Origin of the sequence: Capnocytophaga catalasegens, from assembly GCF_026005215.1 — a bacterium.
In the GTDB taxonomy this organism is placed as follows: Bacteria; Bacteroidota; Bacteroidia; order Flavobacteriales; family Flavobacteriaceae; genus Capnocytophaga; species Capnocytophaga catalasegens.
In genome coordinates, this window is sequence record NZ_BPMA01000017.1 from 1 (window position 1) to 16,913 (window position 16,913).

Annotated in this window: 15 protein-coding genes; 6 read left to right on the forward strand and 9 right to left on the reverse strand. The window is 36.6% G+C overall.

The genetic code is table 11. The features are described 5' to 3' along the window. Window positions 1–165: 165 nt before the first annotated feature. The 4 genes from OO775_RS05515 (at window position 166) to OO775_RS05530 (ending at window position 3,590) form a co-directional block, all read left to right on the forward strand. Window positions 166–561, forward strand: a complete 396-nt coding sequence (locus OO775_RS05515) for a hypothetical protein (RefSeq protein WP_264846047.1) — start codon at window positions 166–168, stop codon at window positions 559–561. A 731-nt stretch (window positions 562–1,292) separates the two neighbouring features. Continuing rightward, window positions 1,293–1,697 (forward strand): DUF3127 domain-containing protein, encoded by a 405-nt coding sequence (locus OO775_RS05520; protein ID WP_264846048.1) that lies wholly within the window; start codon window positions 1,293–1,295, stop codon window positions 1,695–1,697. 2 nt (window positions 1,698–1,699) lie between these two features. Continuing rightward, a complete protein-coding gene (aat, locus tag OO775_RS05525; protein ID WP_264846050.1) occupies window positions 1,700–2,332 on the forward strand; it encodes a leucyl/phenylalanyl-tRNA--protein transferase in 633 nt (210 codons plus the stop codon). A gap of 55 nt (window positions 2,333–2,387) precedes the next feature. Continuing rightward, on the forward strand, window positions 2,388–3,590 hold the full coding sequence (locus OO775_RS05530; RefSeq protein WP_264846051.1) for an acetate/propionate family kinase: 1,203 nt from the start codon (window positions 2,388–2,390) through the stop codon (window positions 3,588–3,590). A gap of 63 nt (window positions 3,591–3,653) precedes the next feature. Here the strand turns inward: OO775_RS05530 and OO775_RS05535 are convergent, their stop codons facing one another. The 9 genes from OO775_RS05535 to OO775_RS14135 all read right to left on the reverse strand — a co-directional run bounded on the left by OO775_RS05535 (window position 3,654) and on the right by OO775_RS14135 (window position 13,272). Continuing rightward, window positions 3,654–7,151, reverse strand: a complete 3,498-nt coding sequence (locus OO775_RS05535) for an efflux RND transporter permease subunit (protein ID WP_264846052.1) — start codon at window positions 7,149–7,151, stop codon at window positions 3,654–3,656. Between the two features lie 106 nt (window positions 7,152–7,257). Next, window positions 7,258–7,386 (reverse strand): hypothetical protein, encoded by a 129-nt coding sequence (locus tag OO775_RS05540; protein WP_264846053.1) that lies wholly within the window; start codon window positions 7,384–7,386, stop codon window positions 7,258–7,260. A gap of 373 nt (window positions 7,387–7,759) precedes the next feature. Then, complete coding sequence (locus OO775_RS05545) at window positions 7,760–8,929, reverse strand: efflux RND transporter periplasmic adaptor subunit (protein ID WP_041990839.1); 1,170 nt, start codon at window positions 8,927–8,929, stop codon at window positions 7,760–7,762. A 12-nt stretch (window positions 8,930–8,941) separates the two neighbouring features. Further along, a complete protein-coding gene (locus OO775_RS05550) occupies window positions 8,942–9,775 on the reverse strand; it encodes a BRO-N domain-containing protein (protein ID WP_264846054.1) in 834 nt (277 codons plus the stop codon). Window positions 9,776–9,874: 99 nt separating this feature from the next. Beyond that, window positions 9,875–10,492 (reverse strand): peptidase E, encoded by a 618-nt coding sequence (locus OO775_RS05555; RefSeq protein WP_264846055.1) that lies wholly within the window; start codon window positions 10,490–10,492, stop codon window positions 9,875–9,877. A gap of 93 nt (window positions 10,493–10,585) precedes the next feature. Continuing rightward, window positions 10,586–11,311 carry a nitroreductase family protein gene (locus OO775_RS05560; protein ID WP_264846056.1) on the reverse strand — a complete coding sequence of 242 codons (726 nt, stop codon included), beginning with the start codon at window positions 11,309–11,311 and terminating at the stop codon, window positions 10,586–10,588. Window positions 11,312–11,324: 13 nt separating this feature from the next. Continuing rightward, window positions 11,325–12,665, reverse strand: a complete 1,341-nt coding sequence (locus OO775_RS05565) for a TolC family protein (RefSeq protein WP_264846057.1) — start codon at window positions 12,663–12,665, stop codon at window positions 11,325–11,327. Between the two features lie 8 nt (window positions 12,666–12,673). Beyond that, window positions 12,674–13,099 carry a hypothetical protein gene (locus OO775_RS05570; protein ID WP_264857490.1) on the reverse strand — a complete coding sequence of 142 codons (426 nt, stop codon included), beginning with the start codon at window positions 13,097–13,099 and terminating at the stop codon, window positions 12,674–12,676. Beyond that, window positions 13,096–13,272 carry a TetR/AcrR family transcriptional regulator gene (locus OO775_RS14135; protein ID WP_264857489.1) on the reverse strand — a complete coding sequence of 59 codons (177 nt, stop codon included), beginning with the start codon at window positions 13,270–13,272 and terminating at the stop codon, window positions 13,096–13,098. Before OO775_RS14135 ends, OO775_RS05570 begins: the two co-directional genes overlap by 4 nt. 661 nt (window positions 13,273–13,933) lie before the next feature. Between OO775_RS14135 and rnr the strand changes: the two genes are divergently transcribed. Continuing rightward, a complete protein-coding gene (gene rnr, locus OO775_RS05575) occupies window positions 13,934–16,105 on the forward strand; it encodes a ribonuclease R (protein WP_264846059.1) in 2,172 nt (723 codons plus the stop codon). A gap of 370 nt (window positions 16,106–16,475) precedes the next feature. After that, window positions 16,476–16,910 (forward strand): hypothetical protein, encoded by a 435-nt coding sequence (locus OO775_RS05580; RefSeq protein WP_264846060.1) that lies wholly within the window; start codon window positions 16,476–16,478, stop codon window positions 16,908–16,910. The last annotated feature ends 3 nt before the right edge of the window (window positions 16,911–16,913 follow it).

Consider the following 16,913-nt stretch of genomic DNA (forward strand, 5'->3'; position numbering starts at 1 on the left):
TTAAAATTATTATTTTTGAAGTTGAATAGTCAATTAACTATATTTGTTTAATAATTCCGTTTTTTATATGGTATACATATTGGAAATGAGTTAAACGAGTTGGAAATAATATATTTCATAATAGCTATCATAGGTTTTTTATTCTTCGTTATATTGGCTTTTACTATGCCTAAACAAGAAGCCATTTTAAACAGGCGAGATGGCTTAATTACTTTTAACGGTTTTTTATGGCAACCTAATATAACTATGAAATTCAGTGAGGTAGAATTTTGTTACAGCACAGGGGGAACAGACCTGCAAGGAGCGTACCAATTACAGGTAATGCGGCCTAACAAATGGGTAACTTTTGCACTACCTATTCTTTCAGGGAAAAATTGTTATAATGGTATTTCTTTTATTGTTTGGTATATGGACAAAAATCGTCCGTTGCCACCAGGTGAGCTATTTGACCCCTATCGGGAGGCTGATTATGAGCGTCGCAAGGCAGAGGGGTTTCCTCCTCCACTCTATTCCAGTAAGATAGAAACACCAGAAGCTACCCCTGAGCAACAAGCAGAATGAAAACGTATCGGAAAACGGTAGATTACACACAAAAAATAACCCATACGGGATATAAAAACCCGGTAATGCTCCGAATACGTTAATTTTATATTTTTTTAACATTGAAAATTAACTACTTCATAAAATTATATTTTAACTTCGACTGTATGCTTTATCTTTGTAGATAAATAATAAGCTAAAAAAATTAAGTAAGATAGCACTTTGTGCTTCAAATGTGTTGGTCAAGAAAATATTTGTACTCACTGTCAAATTGCTCCTTAGATGAAGTTTTGGTAAAAAGGACAAAAAATAAAGCACGGAGAATTTATTGGAAAAGCAGGAAGTACAGGCAATGTTGCTTCTATTTATGATGAAAAAGGAAAACTCATACACGGAATTTATCCCCAATATAGAGACATACACATTGAGGCTTTTTTAGATTTTTTTCTTGTAATGAAGTCATCTTGACTATTTGAAAAAAAATCAAGTTTTTAACAATATCAGTAATTGTTATTTTACGCTTGTCCTAAATTAGATGACGTAGATTCACCTGATTTACATTATTTTTTGATACCTGATAACTTTGTACAAGATTTATTAAATCGCTATCTCAGTATGAAAAAATCCTAAGGAAAAACAATAAAAAGTTGTGTTTAGAAAAACAAAAATTTCTTAATTGGAAAAATATTTGATATAAGTCAAAAAAATTACGTATCTTTGGCGGTTGTAACTAATAATTTTTAGAAAAGAATATGGAGGTACAAGGACGTATAAAACAAATCGGTCCCGTGCAGACTTTTGGAGCCAACGGATTTCAAAAACGCGAATTGGTTGTTGTTACCGAAGAACAATATCCGCAACCTATTTTGATTGAATTCACACAAGGCAATTGTTCTTTGTTAGATTCATTAAAAGAAGGTCAATTAGTACGCGTAAGTATCAATTTGCGCGGTCGTGAATGGACAAATCCACAAGGAGAAGTGAAGTATTTCAATTCTGTTGTGGGTTGGCGTATTGAACTTATTCAAACAACAACGATTCAAAACACAGCAACACCACAACAACCAATGCCCAATACTACGAATGTTGCTGAAAATTTCGAACCTTATAACGGGAATACCAACACACAAGAAGATTTTGATGATTTGCCATTTTAGCTATGATTTGGTTGTCAGAAACCACCGGTTTTCCTGACCCTATTTTTGCTAATAAAGACGGACTTCTTGCCGTTGGTGGCGATTTGTCTGCCCAAAGGTTATGCAACGCATACGAAAATGGTATTTTCCCTTGGTATAATAGCGAAGACCCTATACTTTGGTGGTCACCAGACCCGCGTATGGTGTTATTTCCAAGTGAATTGCATGTTTCCAAAAGTATGAAAAAATTGCTCAAAGACCAAGCCTTTGAACTGACGTACAATAAGGCTTTTGAGCAAGTAATACATCAGTGTAGTAGTGTAACTCGGTTTGGACAAGATGGTACATGGTTAGGCAAAGAAATGATACAAGCATACTTAGAGTTACATCAGTTAAAAATAGCTCATTCGGTAGAAGTTTGGCAAGAAGATAGATTGGTAGGAGGTTTTTACGGTGTTCGTGTGGGAAATATTTTCTGTGGAGAAAGTATGTTTAGCTTAGTGAGCAATGCTTCTAAGTATGGATTTATTTCTTTTGTAAAAAATTCTCCTGATATCAAACTTATTGATTGTCAGGTATATTCTAACCATTTGGCAAGTTTAGGTGCACGAGAAATTCCTCGTGAAGAATTTTTGAAAATCTTAAAAACTAATTGATTTTTATCCAAAATAATGTGGATTTTACATCTTTACAGACAAAAATAAACAACAAATGAAAATTTTAGTAATCAATGCTGGTAGCTCGTCTTTGAAATATCAGCTTATAGAAATGCAAGACGAAAGCGTACAAGCCAAAGGATTGGTTGAACGTATTGGAATTAGCGGTAGCAAAATAAATCACGAATACTTTTCCAGTGGTGAAAAAGTAAAAATATCGGAAGATATAGATTTTCCAAACCACGAAGTAGCTTTTCAGAAAGTAGCTGAATACTTGACCAATACTAAATTTGGTGTTGTAAAAAATGTTGATGAAATAAAAATTATTGGACACCGAGTGGTTCACGGGGGAGAAAAATTTGCCTCTACTCAAAAGGTAACCCCTGAAATGATAAAAGAGCTACGAGAACTTATACCGCTTGCTCCTTTGCATAATCCTGCTAATATTATTGGTATTGAAGCGGCGACTAAAGCTTTTCCAAAAGCTGAAAATTTTGCTATTTTTGATACATCATTCCATCAGACACTTCCTGCAAAAGCGTATCGATATGCTATTCCAAGTAAATTTTATGAGCAAAACAAAATCCGTGTGTATGGGTTTCACGGCACAAGTCATAAATATGTAGATGCACGTACAAGGGCTTATTTTAACAATCCGAAGTTGAAAAATATTACGATACACTTAGGAAATGGAGCTAGTATGGCTGCTATCAACGAAAATGGACAAAGTATTGACACAACACTTGGTTTTGGTCCCAATGAAGGGCTTGCAATGGGAACACGCTCAGGAAGTATTGATAGCTCTGTTATTTTTTATCTTTATGATTTAGGTTATTCGGTTGATGAAATTCGTAATATTCTCAACAAAGAAAGCGGTATGAAAGGAATGACAGGTTTTTCTGATTCACGAGATGTATCTGCTCTGTATCATAAAGGCGACTCAAACGGTATCCTCTGTTTAGAAGTTTATACATATCGTATTCAGAAGTTTATAGGAGCTTATATAGCAGCTCTTGGTGGTGTTGATACTCTTGTATTTACTGCAGGAATAGGTGAAAATTCTGAAGATGTTCGCGAGCTTATTTGCCAAGGGCTTGGATGTTTTGGTATAAAAATAAATTCTAAAAAGAATATTGAGCTAAATCACCCAAGTGATATTGTTGAAATTCAGTCGGAAGATAGTCAAGTAAAAATAGTTATTGTAGCAACTAATGAAGAATTACAAATAGCCAGAGAAATATTAGAATTTCAAAAATAAATTATAGACATTCTTCTGTAAAAAACAAAAGAGGTTATCCAAAAAATTGGATAACCTCTTTTGTTATTGCTCGTCGGTATTATCCACCAGCACTACTTCGCCTTGCTCGTTCTGTTTGTAAACCTTTCCAAAGCGATTTGAAAATTTTGAAGTCAGGTAGAACATCACCGGAACGACAATCAGTGTGAGGAAGGTAGAAAATACCAGTCCATAAATTACCGTCCAAGCCAAAGGTCCCCAGAAGATTACGTTATCCCCGCCGAAGTAAATATTCGGATTCAAGGAATCAAAGAACGTAAAGAAGTCTATGTTAAGCCCTATGGCGAGTGGAATAAGCCCCAGAACGGTCGTGATGGCCGTAAGCAATACCGGACGAAGCCTAGCTTTACCCGAAGCTACAACGGCATTGTAGATTTCCTCATTAGCAATTTTGTCATAAATATGCAGATGCATCGCTTCTTTCCTACGGTCGATGAGTAGCTGCGTGTAATCAAGCAGAACGACCCCATTATTTACCACAATTCCCGCCAGAGAAATGATACCCATCATCGTCATTAGGATAACAAACGGTTGCCCCGTGATGATAAGCCCCAGAAATACCCCCGTGAAGCTCAACAAGATGGTAATGAAAATAAGTATGGGCTTCACTATCGAATTGAATTGGTATACTAACAAAAAGACAATCAGCCCCACAGCGATAAGAAGTGCTGTTGAAAGGAAAGCCATTTCCTTGTTTTGTTCCTCAATCTGTCCCGTAAAATCAATTTTGATTTCTTGCGGAAGGTCGAAGTTTTTCATCTCTTGCTGAATTTGTCGTACAATAGCACTCGCATCGCTAAATCCAGGGCTTAAAGCCGAGTACAACGTTACCACCCTGTCGGTTTTGTTGTGTTTTATCGTACTGAACGACGAGGTATTCTTATATTTGGTCACAGAAGATATCGGAACGTGTCGCCATTCCCCAGTATTGGCATCTTTAAAGATAATATGTTGGTCGAACAAAACATTGGTATTGTAGCGGTCTGCCTGATTAAAACGAACGTAAATATCGTAATCGTCGCCTTTTTCTTTGTAAACTCCCGCTTTCTCCCCAAATACGGAACGACGCAACTGATTGGAAATCTGCCCAACAGAAACCCCTAATTCCCCTGCTTTTACGCGGTCGATTTCTACCTCTATGGCAGGTTTGTTTTTGTTGACATCTATTTTCAACTCATCAATTCCTGCTATGTTTTTCTGTTTGATAAAATCACGCATACGCTCGGCGGTAACAATCAGTTCATTGTAATCTTCGCCACGAAGTTCGATATTTATCGGATGCCCGGCAGGAGGTCCGTTTTGGTCTTTTTCTACCGAAATGGAAACCCCAGGGTAAACACCACGCAAATCGGATTGAATTTTCGCACGAAGCTTCTCTGAATCCTGCCCTCGACGATATTTAAACTCACGAAGCGTTACCGTTACTTTCCCTCGATTAGGCATTTCAGCTGACGAAGCTCCGTCGGTATAAGGATTTCCTGCTCCTTCACCCACTTGAGCCACAGCCGATTCTACCATAAAGTTGTAATCACCATCGCGGTATTGGTCGCTATTGAGTAGCGTATATATTCGTTTTTCAATGTCTTGCGTTACTGCGTTGGTTTTCTCAATGTCTGTTCCTTCAGGATATTTGATGTAAACGATAATTTGATTGGGTTTGTTATCAGGGAAGAAGTTTATACTTGTACGCCCTGTCCCAACCGACCAGCCAAACAACACAAACGACACAACAAGCAACGCCACAGTGGAAACAACCATTATATACGGATTTTTTCCGCAAAGTGTAAAACGAAGTGTTCTTTCGTACATATCCTCCATCCAAGTAAGGATTTTTCGTTGGAAGTTATCCGCCAATTTTTTAATGAAATATTTGTACGACCAAAGCAAAAAGATGGTGAAATAAAGCACCGTTCCTAAGCCTCGAACCGCTCCTCCAACAAGTAAAATGAAGGTTCCGATAACGAAAAGCAAAATACTGATTTTCACCAATTGCTTAACGCTTAATACTTTTTCGTTGATATCCATAAATTCCGATACCAACATCGAATTGAAGAAGATGGCAACAAAAAGTGACGACCCCAACACAATGGAAAGCGTCAGTGGGAAGTACATCATAAAATCTCCCATAATGCCTGGCCACATTGCCAAAGGTAAAAATGCCCCAACGGTGGTTAAGGTAGAAATGATGATAGGCACAGCAACCTCTCCGATACCTGCTTTGGCGGCTTCGTATCTGCTCATTCCTTCTTTTTCCATCAGTCGGTAAACGTTTTCAACCACCACAATTCCGTTATCGACAAGCATTCCCAATCCCATAATCAGTCCGAAGAGAATCATCGTGTTGAGCGTGTAGCCCAAAGCATTGATAATCATAAAGGACATAAACATCGACATCGGTATGGCAAATCCTACAAAAAGTGCGTTTCTAAAGCCCAAAAAGAACATCAGTACGCCCACAACGAGGAATACCCCGAAAATAACGTTATTGCTGAGGTCACTTACCATATTTTCAGTCTGTTGTGATTGGTCATTGGCAATCGTTATCGATAAATCTTTCGGAAAATCGCTTCGCATTTCGGCTACCAATTCTTTGATTTTCTCACTTGCCTGAATCATATTTTCGCCCGAACGCTTTTTCACGTCGAGCATCACCACGCCCTGACCAAACTCACGAGCGTACGTGGTTTTGTCCTTATCTCGGAAAGAAACTTCGGCAATATCGCCCAAGAATACGATGCCTTTTTCCGACTTTACGATAAAGTTTTTCAAATCGGAAGGTTGCTCAATTTCGCCCACCATTCGTATGGTACGTCTCTGCCCCGAAGCGATGAGATTTCCGGCAGACATTGTTACATTCCCTCTGCCAATGGCGTTAATCACATCGTCGATGCTCACCTTCGATGCCATCATTTTGTACATATCAATGGCAACTTCTACCTCTTTTTCCTGAGCTCCGCGAATGGTAGCTTCTTTTATTTCGGGCAGATTTTCAATTTTCTTTTGCATCTGCTCGGCAAATTCCTTGAGCTTGGCGATAGGGTAATTTCCGGCAATGTTTACATTCAAAATCGGGATAAATTCCGAGATGGTAATGTCAAACACATTGGGTTCCACTTTCGCCCCGTTGAAGGTAGGCCAATCCTCGTTGGATACCTCTTTATCCACCTCATCTTTTACTTTTTGCAATGCACTTTCGATGGTGATTTTCTCGGTAAATTCGAGGGTTATCATTCCGTAATCTTCCTGCGAGGAAGATTTTATTTTTTTGAGATTACTTACCCCTTTGAGTTTCTCTTCCAATGGGTCAATAATCAGTCTTTCAATATCTTCGGCGGTATTGCCCGGATAGACAACACTCACGTAAATCTTCGTATCTTTAATTTCCGGAAAGCTCTCGCGAGGCATATTCATATACGCCAACATTCCGGCAAGGAAAAAGATAAAAATCATCACGTAAATGGTGAATTTGTTGTCAATTGCCCAAGACGACATCTTGAACTCTTTATCTTTGATATTACTCATAGTATGATATGGGTTTTATTTCTTTTAATTATAATTGTTTTTTTATGTTCTTTTGTCTTGAAACAAAAGAACCAAAAATTCAAGACTTTGGATACTCCGCTAAAAATCAATTCATTTCACTGAAAATATCTAAACTCGCTACGCTCAAACAGTAGAGATTTTCTACGTTCCATTTATTGATTTTCTTAACGCTTCGTCTCCAAGGTCGCAAACTTACTCTTGAAAATATATCCATTTTTAATAAATTCCAAAAACTTTGCGAAATCCTCACGGGTGTTTACTTCTATTTGATGAATATTTGAGTTCATATTCTACATTTATTTTTAGAATCATCATCACCAATTTTGTTTTTACCTGATACAAATCGATTTTTACTGCTCATCAATAAGTTTTTACCAAAAAGAATTGAATATTTACTTGTCAGAAATGGATTTTTACCGGTCAGAATTCATTTCCTGTTGGTCAGAATTGATTTCTTGTTAGTCAGAATTTATTTCTTGTTGGTCAGAATCGATTTCTTATTAGTCAGAATTCATTTCCTGTTGATTAGAATTGATTTCTTGTCAGTAAAAATTCATTTCCTGTCGGACGAATCAAAAATCTGAATCTTACAAAGTCGAAACACGTTGTCCTTCTTGCACACTTCTCGCTCCTTCGCGAATAACTTTATCTCCTTTTTGAATTCCTGACAGAATTTCGGTAAATCCGTTTTGCGTTTTTCCGGTAGAAATCACAACACGCTCAGCAACATACTGATTTTCATTGTCTCCTTTTTTGGCAAGAAAAACATATTGTTCGCCTTGTGCATTTTCCGAAATGATATCCGTTGGCAGTAAGATAGCTTCTTTGTTCTGATAATCATTTACTTGCAAACGAGCCGTCATATTAGGTTTGATAGCGTTATTTTTGTTAGGCAAACGGATTTCAACCTTAAATGAACGATTTGCAGGATTGATAAAATTGGAAACTTGGCTTATTTTGGTGTCGAGTTGTTCGCCCAAAACGGAAATATCCACTTTGGCTTGTGAACCTTTTTTTACGTTAGCGACGTACTGCTCAGGCACTTCCGATTCCAAATACATATCCGATAAGTTTACGAGTCGAAGTACGGGCATTCCAGGGGCAACCACCGTTCCCACGTCGGTTATCACGTCGTCGATTACTCCCGAAAACGGAGCATAAATGTTGGCTTTGGCAACTTGTTTTTGCATCTGTTCCACGGCACTTTGTTGCGTTTCGTAAGCCGATTTGGCTTGTAAATATTGAATTTCCGACCCGATTTTATTCTCCCACAATCGCGATTGACGCTCAAAAGTAGTTTTTGCTAATTCGGCTTGGATTTTCAGTTGAGCCAATTGTTGGGAAATTCCCCCATCTTGAATTGATGCCAGAAGTTGTCCCTTTTGTACGTTTTGTCCTTTTTGTACGTGTATTCTTTCCAAAACGCCTCCAAATTCCGCATTTAGGGTGATATTTTGAGTGGTTTTTATTGTTCCTTGCAACTCCAAAAAGTGGTTGAAAAGTGTATCTTTCACCTCCAAAAGCGATACCAACACCTGAGCCGACCCCTCTTCGGGGAATTTGCTGAGAGAAGCATCGAGGGAAGCGATTTGCGTTTCAAGCTCTTTTATTTTTGCAGAAATTTCATCTCTTTTCTGACGGATTTCCGTTTTTGAACCCTTCGCGATAACCTCTTCCACCGACGGATTTTTGGTTTCTCCGCACGATGCCAACAACACCAAAGCGGAAACAATAAGTTGAATGTTAATGTATTTCATTATATCTGATTTTTATTTGTTGTTTGAATTATTTTTGTTTTGTAACATTTTTTTTGCACTTGCCGAAGAAACTACTTTTTTGCCTGTTCGGGCTTCAAGCTCTTTCCGAGCAACTTTGGCAACATTACCACCCTGCTGAGCCACAGCGATGTTTTGCTCAAAGGTTTCGGGTTGTGTGGCTTGTGAAATATCTTTGGTAGAGGCTTCGGCTAACATATTTAAAATAAGTTCCGTGTTAGTCATATTATCTCGCAAGTTTTCTTTTTTCAATCCTTTAAAAACTTTGTATTCTTTGGTGGTTTTGCCTGACCAAGTTTTGGCAATAATATCGGTTAGGGTGGCGAACTGTTGTCCTTCTTTTACACCTCGTTTTTTCCACTCGTCGGTAAGTTCTTTACGAATTTCAATGCTTTTTAGCCGTTGGTTAATCCAATTTTCGGAATACCCAAGTTGGAGATATTGTTGTAAAGCTCGGTCTATGGAAATTTCGGGGTCTTGCATTTCGTCCAAACGTTCGCTACCCACCTGAGCCAACCAAAGTTTAAAAGGTTCGGCTTTGGGTGAGGGCACAGATTGGATAAGCCTTAGTAATTGTTCGGTATCAGCAACATCGGTTTTGTAATATTTCCCGTCAGAAGAAAGCATTTTCAGTTGTCCGATTTTTTCGGACAACTCACTTCCCTCCTTTTTAAGTTTGGCTTTTAAGTCGCTCCAATACTTTCGAGGTCTGTCGGTTCCTGTTAAAACCTCAATCACATCAACGATGGAAAACCACCATTTTTCTTGTTGCTCGTCCCACTGCGAACGCACTTTTTTCTGTTCAAATATTTTTATGTTATTTTCCATTTTTTCGTATCTCTTTTTTGAGAAATCAGCAAATTATTGTTACTAAAAATAGTTCCTTAATATGCTAAATCAATCTCTGAAATTGTGTTTATAAAATATTTATTTTGTCTTAACTTCAATTTTTTCTCCACGAATGCAAATTGCTTGTGAATTGGTAATCGGGTATAAATCAAGTGTGTTGCCGTAAGTTGTTATAATTTTTTCAACAGCTTTTACAAACGGAAAGTTTGTATAATGTGGCACAGGATAGAAATCAATTACATTCAGTGCTGAAAATGACGATAATTCAGGAGCTTCTTTGGTGCTATCCATCTTTGTAACATATTCAATATTAGGGGAAAGAATCATAGAACCTGCTGACTCGCCAATGTAGGTCTTTCTTTTTAAAATTTCTTCCACGATGATTTTATCTGCTCCTGATTTTTTCAATTCTTGAAGCAGAAAAAATGTATTCCCACCAGTGATATATATCAAATCGTTTGTTTGGAGTTTTTGTTTTATTTCGTCAGTTGTTGCGGTAGAGATTTCCAATTTATCAATAACGAATCCCATTTTTTCTAATGCTTTTTGACCAGCTTCAACATAAAAAGTTACTTTCTCCACCAAACTTGCTGTGGGAATAAATGTTATTTTTTTGCCTTCATTTCCCAAACCTATAAAATCCTCAAAAACAGAAACTACATCTTTAAATGATGAACATAAAAATATATTTTTCATATTTTCTAACTTTTTCAAATATTGAATTTTTATATTGTGAATGCCTTGTGTTCTTTTCTTACGGCGGAATATATACATCCATTCCCTACATTTTTACACCTGATGATATATCTCTTCAAACGGAACGCGGAATCTTTCGCCCCAAATACCGCCCTCTTTTCGAATGCCACAAGTGATAATCATATTGATTTCTGTGTCGGAAGGAAGTTTCAACGCTTTTTTAACCAATTTGCTATCAAATCCTTCTAACGGACAGGTATCGTATTGTTTTTCTGCCATTGCTATCATAAAAGTTTGTACTGCCAATGCACAACTTTTATGCACTACAGTTCGTACTTCGGTTTCGGACACTTGCCTTACTATCGGGCGAAATAGTCCAATGCTCAGCACCATTATTTTGCGAATCGAACCTAATAATCCGAAACATCTGCGATATAAAAAAGGCATCAATTTGCCATAATAGGTTTCTCGGTCTTTTATCCTCTTGGCTTGTCTTTCCAAAGGGCTGTTACGTTGTACATTGCCTTTTTCAAACTCCAAAACGGCTTTGGCTCTTTCTTTGTATAAGTCTTGCCGAGTGACGAAAACCACCATTTGCTGAGCCGTTTTCGCAGCACTTTGCGACAAACAGGCTTCGGTTAGTTTCGCTAAAACAGATTTGTCGATAACGTGATACGCCTCCCACAATTGCATATTGGAGCTTGTGGGAGCGAGCTGTGCCAATTCCAAACATTCGCGGACTTTTTCCGTTTCGATAGGTTGGGTTTCGTCATACAAACGCACGGCACGACGGTAGTTTAGTGTTTCTTTCAGGTTCATAATTTTTTGTCTTTTAATTAACCTGCAACGACTTCAAAACTTCCTTTTTATTTAACAGATTAACCATTGATTGCAGGAATTCTTGTTGAGCAGCATAGAGTTGCAATTGAGCTTGACGCAGGTCGAAACTCGTTGCCAAACCTTCGGTGTATTTGATTTGATTTTTGTTTTCGATTCGTTTTGCCAAATCCAAATTTTCACGCAAGGTTTGATGTTCTTCTATGGCGAACTGTAAGTCACTCAATGCTTTATCGTGTTGCATTTGCAATTGTTGTTTGGTTAAATTCAAATCGTTTTTTGACTTTTCTAACTCAATTTGAGAGCGTTGCACCTTACTTGAACGCATAAATGAACTGAAAATCGGGATTTCCAAACTTACGCCAAAAAGAGCACTCCCGAACCATCTTTTGTTCGTGTCGAAAAATGAAAATTTGTTATCAAAAGCGTTATATGCTCCGTTAAGGAAAGCGCTCAAACGGGGCAAAGATTGACTTTTTTCGAACTTCACCAACAATTCCTGCGAACGTACGCTATTGGAAGCAATTTTAAAATCAATATTTGATTCCAAATTGAAACAAATTTCAATTTCAATGCTTTCGGCTATGGTTTGTGTTGTGAGTTGCTCCAAATTGTCTTTTAGTTGCACTTGGTCGTCCAAATTTAAACCCAAAGTGATGTTGAGCATTTTTTTGGAAAGTTCGTGCAAACGCTTGGTATTGTTTAAGTTATTGCTGATGTTTGCCAATGTAATTTGCAGTTGTTCTACGTTTTCTTCTTCGCCCAATCCGTTTTCAAAAATGGCTTTGGTTTCGTTCAGGTTTTTCTCCAAAACACGCTTATTTTCTTCCAAAATTCGGATACTTTCTTCCGATAGTAACACATTGGCATAAGCATCAACAACGGTTTTTCGCAGTTCGATGTCGCTTTTCTTTTTGGAAAGTTCTGAAATTTGTAAATATACCTTAGCACTTTGTAAACCAACTAAATAAGAGCCGTCGAAAATCAGTTGGGAGAGTGTCGCTGAAGCATTTACGTTTTGCTTTGTCCCGAAGGTAGCTTCAGCAAACTCGCCCGCCTGCCCCCCGAAGAATTCCGCAGGGATAAGCGTAACTTGCTGCTTTAGAAAATGCTGATAATCTACTTTTGCACTAAGCTGAGGCAGTCCCATAGCAGTGGCTTCCCATTTCTTTTTTCGGGCGGCTTCTACATCTAATGATGCATTCTTCGCACTTCGATTATTCTCAATGGCAAATTGTATGGCTTCTTCCAAAGAAAATTGGTAGGCTTTGTCCTGAGCCAGTGTCGTAAAAGCCCAAAAAGAAACTATGATTAGTAAAAATCGATTTCTGTTCATATAATTATTTATAATTCTTTTAATATTTCTTCCAAAGTGGCAACACCTTTGGGGGTGGCAATCGCTCGGATGTGGTATTCTAAATACTTTGCTGAAATTGTGTTTTCGTCATAAAATGGTGTTAGAAAAGGTAAATTATTACCCGACTCAAACGAAATATGCAAAAACAATCGCACTGAAAAGTCAAGGTCAATATCTTCACGGTACAACCCCATTTCGATTCCCTTTTGCAAATTCTTCTTGATGGAATTCCCTACTATTTCTAATTCTTTATCCTGCATTTCTTTGTAAATCTTCGGATAGAACTTTTGGAGTTGTTTCTGTGGTGAATGAGCTTTCGCTATTGGCTGAGTAGCATAAAACCGGTCGATGATGTACAGCCTTCGTATAGGATTTTCCTCCTCACTTACAAATGCTTCGGCTTGCTTATTCAAGTTTTCAGTAACGTATAAGACTGTATGACGGATAAGGTCGGTTTTGTCTTTGAAATACTTGTAAAGTGTTTTTTGGATACGCCAGCCCTCTGAGCGATATCGTCCATCGTACCACTTTTGATGCCCAATTCGATGTGCAATTGGCAAGCTGTCTCAATTATTCTCTCTCGCATAATAGAGTTTATTTTCGGGGCAAATATACTAAGGAAACTAAATTAGAGAAGTTAGTTTTCTGTATTTAACTTATATTTAACTTTATTTTATTGCAATGAAACAATATTTCTATTAGATAAAAATCAACAAGATTGTTAATTGGCTTTTGTAAAAAGTTTAGTCTCAATTGATTATTTTTTGACAAAAATGTGGATAATTTTTCAGCAAAAAGTGATTAAAAAATTTTAGATTTTAAAATACTTGTATAAGGAAAATGGATTTTAATTTTCCAAATTTTGTTTCTGTTTTTTTTCTCTCATTTATCAACAATTTTTCAATAAAAAATAACCTACAAAACTTCATTTTTTTATCAAAAATTAGCTCTAAAAAAACTTGTTGATAATTTATATCCTAAGCTGTTTATCAGAAATTTATATTTTTCATTTTATGTTGATAATTCTTCAAAAATTGATAGTTTGTAATTTTCAAAATATTCTTCAAAATATTTTTAATGAACATTGACAAGATATAATCATCATTATTTTTTTATTTTTCATTCAAAAATTTATTTTTTATAATTTGATTTGTTAAAAAGTTATTCATTTTCGATTTTAAATTTTTCAAAAAGTGAATTGCAAAATTTTTTGTACCTTGCGAGCTGAAAATAAAAACAAAATACCAATGCAAAATAAAAAATTTTTAAAGAAAAAAAATAAACAATTTACCAAAGAAATCTTTGCCGTTCTGGAAAAAAATAACGAAAAAGATTTCAATTGGAAACAAATTGCTGCCAAACTAAATCTGACATCAACCGAAGATAGAAATCAACTAATAAAATCACTCGAAAAACTCAAAAGTAAAGGACGTATTCAAGAAATAGATCGTGGTCGATATAAGGCTATTCCAGCAATTTATTATTATCAAGGTATTGTTGATATGTCTGCGAATGGCAATGCATACATTGTCTGTGAAGGCTTAGATGATGATATTTTTGTTCCTAATAATTTGCTTAACAGGGCTTTGCATGGAGATTTGGTTGAAGTATATCTCTTTCCAAGAAGACGAACAGGGAAACTCGAAGGAGAAATCACCAAAATCATTGAACGAAAACGAACTACTTTTGTTGGAATTGTACAAATGCGTAAAAATTTTGCTTTTGTTGTCCCTACTGATAAACGTATGTATACTGATATTTTCGTATCAAAAAATGATTTTAATGGTGCTCAAGATGGCGATAAGGTTCTGGTTCGTATTAAAGAATGGACAGCCAAGACAGACTCACCTTATGGTGTGATTGAGCAAATCCTCGGCAAGCCAGGTGAGCAATCCACCGAAATGCACTCTATTTTGGCAGAATATGGCTTGCCGTACGAATTTCCGCACGAAGTGGAAGAATATGCCAAAAATCTGGATACTTCCATTACAGAAGAAGAAATCGCCAAGCGACGAGATATGCGTAACGTGCTGACTTTCACCATAGACCCGAAAGATGCCAAAGACTTTGACGATGCACTTTCGTTTCAAATTCTGGAAAATGGAAATTACCAAATCGGTGTGCATATTGCCGACGTTTCGCATTACGTGAAAGAAGGAACGATTCTGGACGAAGAGGCTTACAACCGAGCCACGTCTGTATATTTGGTGGATAGGGTAGTGCCGATGCTTCCTGAAGTGCTGTCCAATTTTGCGTGTTCGTTGCGTCCGAATGAAGAAAAATACACTTTTTCGGCGGTTTTCGAGATGAACAAAAAAGCTGAAATTTTAAATAGTTGGTTCGGAAGAACGGTTATCAATTCCGATTGTCGATTTACCTATGAAGAAGCACAGGAAATTATTGAAAATCAGGGAATAGGGAATAGGGATCAGGCAATAGGAAACGATGAAAAAACTATTGACTATTCCCTATTCTCTAATGCCTTATTAATTTTCGATTCTTTAGCCAAAAAACTGCGTGAAAAACGTATGCGAAGCGGAGCAATTTCTTTTGACAAAATCGAAGTAAAATTTGATTTGGACGAAAACGACAATCCAACGGGAGTGTATTTCAAAGAAGCGAAAGATTCCAACAAATTGATTGAAGAATTTATGCTTTTGGCAAACCGAAAAGTAGCAGAATTCATTTCCAAACAGAAGAAAACTTTTGTGTATCGTGTTCACGATGAGCCAGATAACGAAAAATTATTGCAACTCAATGGCGTAATTTCTCGCTTCGGTTATGGCATCAATATGAAAGATAGAAAAACCATTACACAATCCTTAAATACACTTTTGGAGGAAGTTAAAGGCAAAAAAGAACAAAATTTGGTGGATACCCTTGCCATTCGTTCTATGTCAAAAGCCTCATATTCAACGGATAATATTGGTCATTACGGATTGGCTTTTGATGATTATACGCATTTCACTTCGCCCATTCGTCGTTATCCTGATGTGATGGTACACAGGCTGTTACAACATTATTTGGACGGTGGAGCTTCTGCCGATGCTGCGGCTTATGAACAAAAGTGCAAACATTCCTCACAGATGGAAAATTTGGCTTCGTCTGCAGAGCGTGATTCCATCAAATATATGCAAGTGAAATATATGGAAAACCATAAGAATCAGACTTTTATGGGAGTAATATCGGGTGTAACCGAATGGGGAATTTATGTAGAAATCGTTGAAAACAAATGCGAAGGATTGGTCAGAACCCGAGATATAAAAGATGATTATTACGTTTTCGATGAGAAGCAATACGCTTTGGTAGGTGAAGTAACCAAAAATATGTATCAGCTTGGCGATGAGGTATTTGTCCGTGTAAAAAACACCGATTTGATGAAAAAACAATTGGATTTTGAGTTGGTGGGCAGAAATTAGTAAAATTTTATTAAATTTATACTAAAAATTTTGGTAGAAATATTTTTTTATTTTACCTTTGCGTCTCAAAAGTATTAAAAAATATAATGAAATAGATTTATAAGATAACATAACAATATTGCGTTTGCTAACAAACCTGTAAGTGAAAAGTCCAAAAGTTTCAATGTACAACAGGGAGGTTTAAGCATAGCGCTCATGTGTATAGCGTGAGCTTTTGCTTTACTTTGTTGTACAGGGCTTGGACTCCCTCACTTACAAGTAAAGGCGAAAGTTCGCGTTTTTTTGTAGTTTTTTTCTAAACTAAATATTTTGGAAACAGTAAACGCAATAACTGCTACAATTATTATTAACTTTCTAAAATAGAATTCAAATGTTTAATAAATTAAAAGACTTAGCTTCTTCTGTTTCTGGAAGTGTTTCAGAATCATTATCAAAAGTAAAAGAAACCGTTTCTTCAACTTCAGCATTTGAAAATACTTCTTGTGCATTAAAATCTACAAAAGATTCTCTCATTTCTGTTTCAAATTTAGCACTTGAAGGTAGTACAGAAATTTTAAATAAAAGTGAAAATTTGGCTCTGACACAGGTTGTAGAAGCTGATGCTAAAGTTGTGGCAGATATGATTGATGTTGTGACTTCTATACTTCCTTTTATGCGTGTTCTAGATGTTACAAATAAAATAGGCATTACAAACAAGAATGCACTTATCGAAAAAGCTATTAAAGGGATACAAGAAGTTGCCAAAAAACAATTAGAAACTACTGATTTGTCTAATAATTCAGAAAATTTACTTGCCATAGAGTAAGGA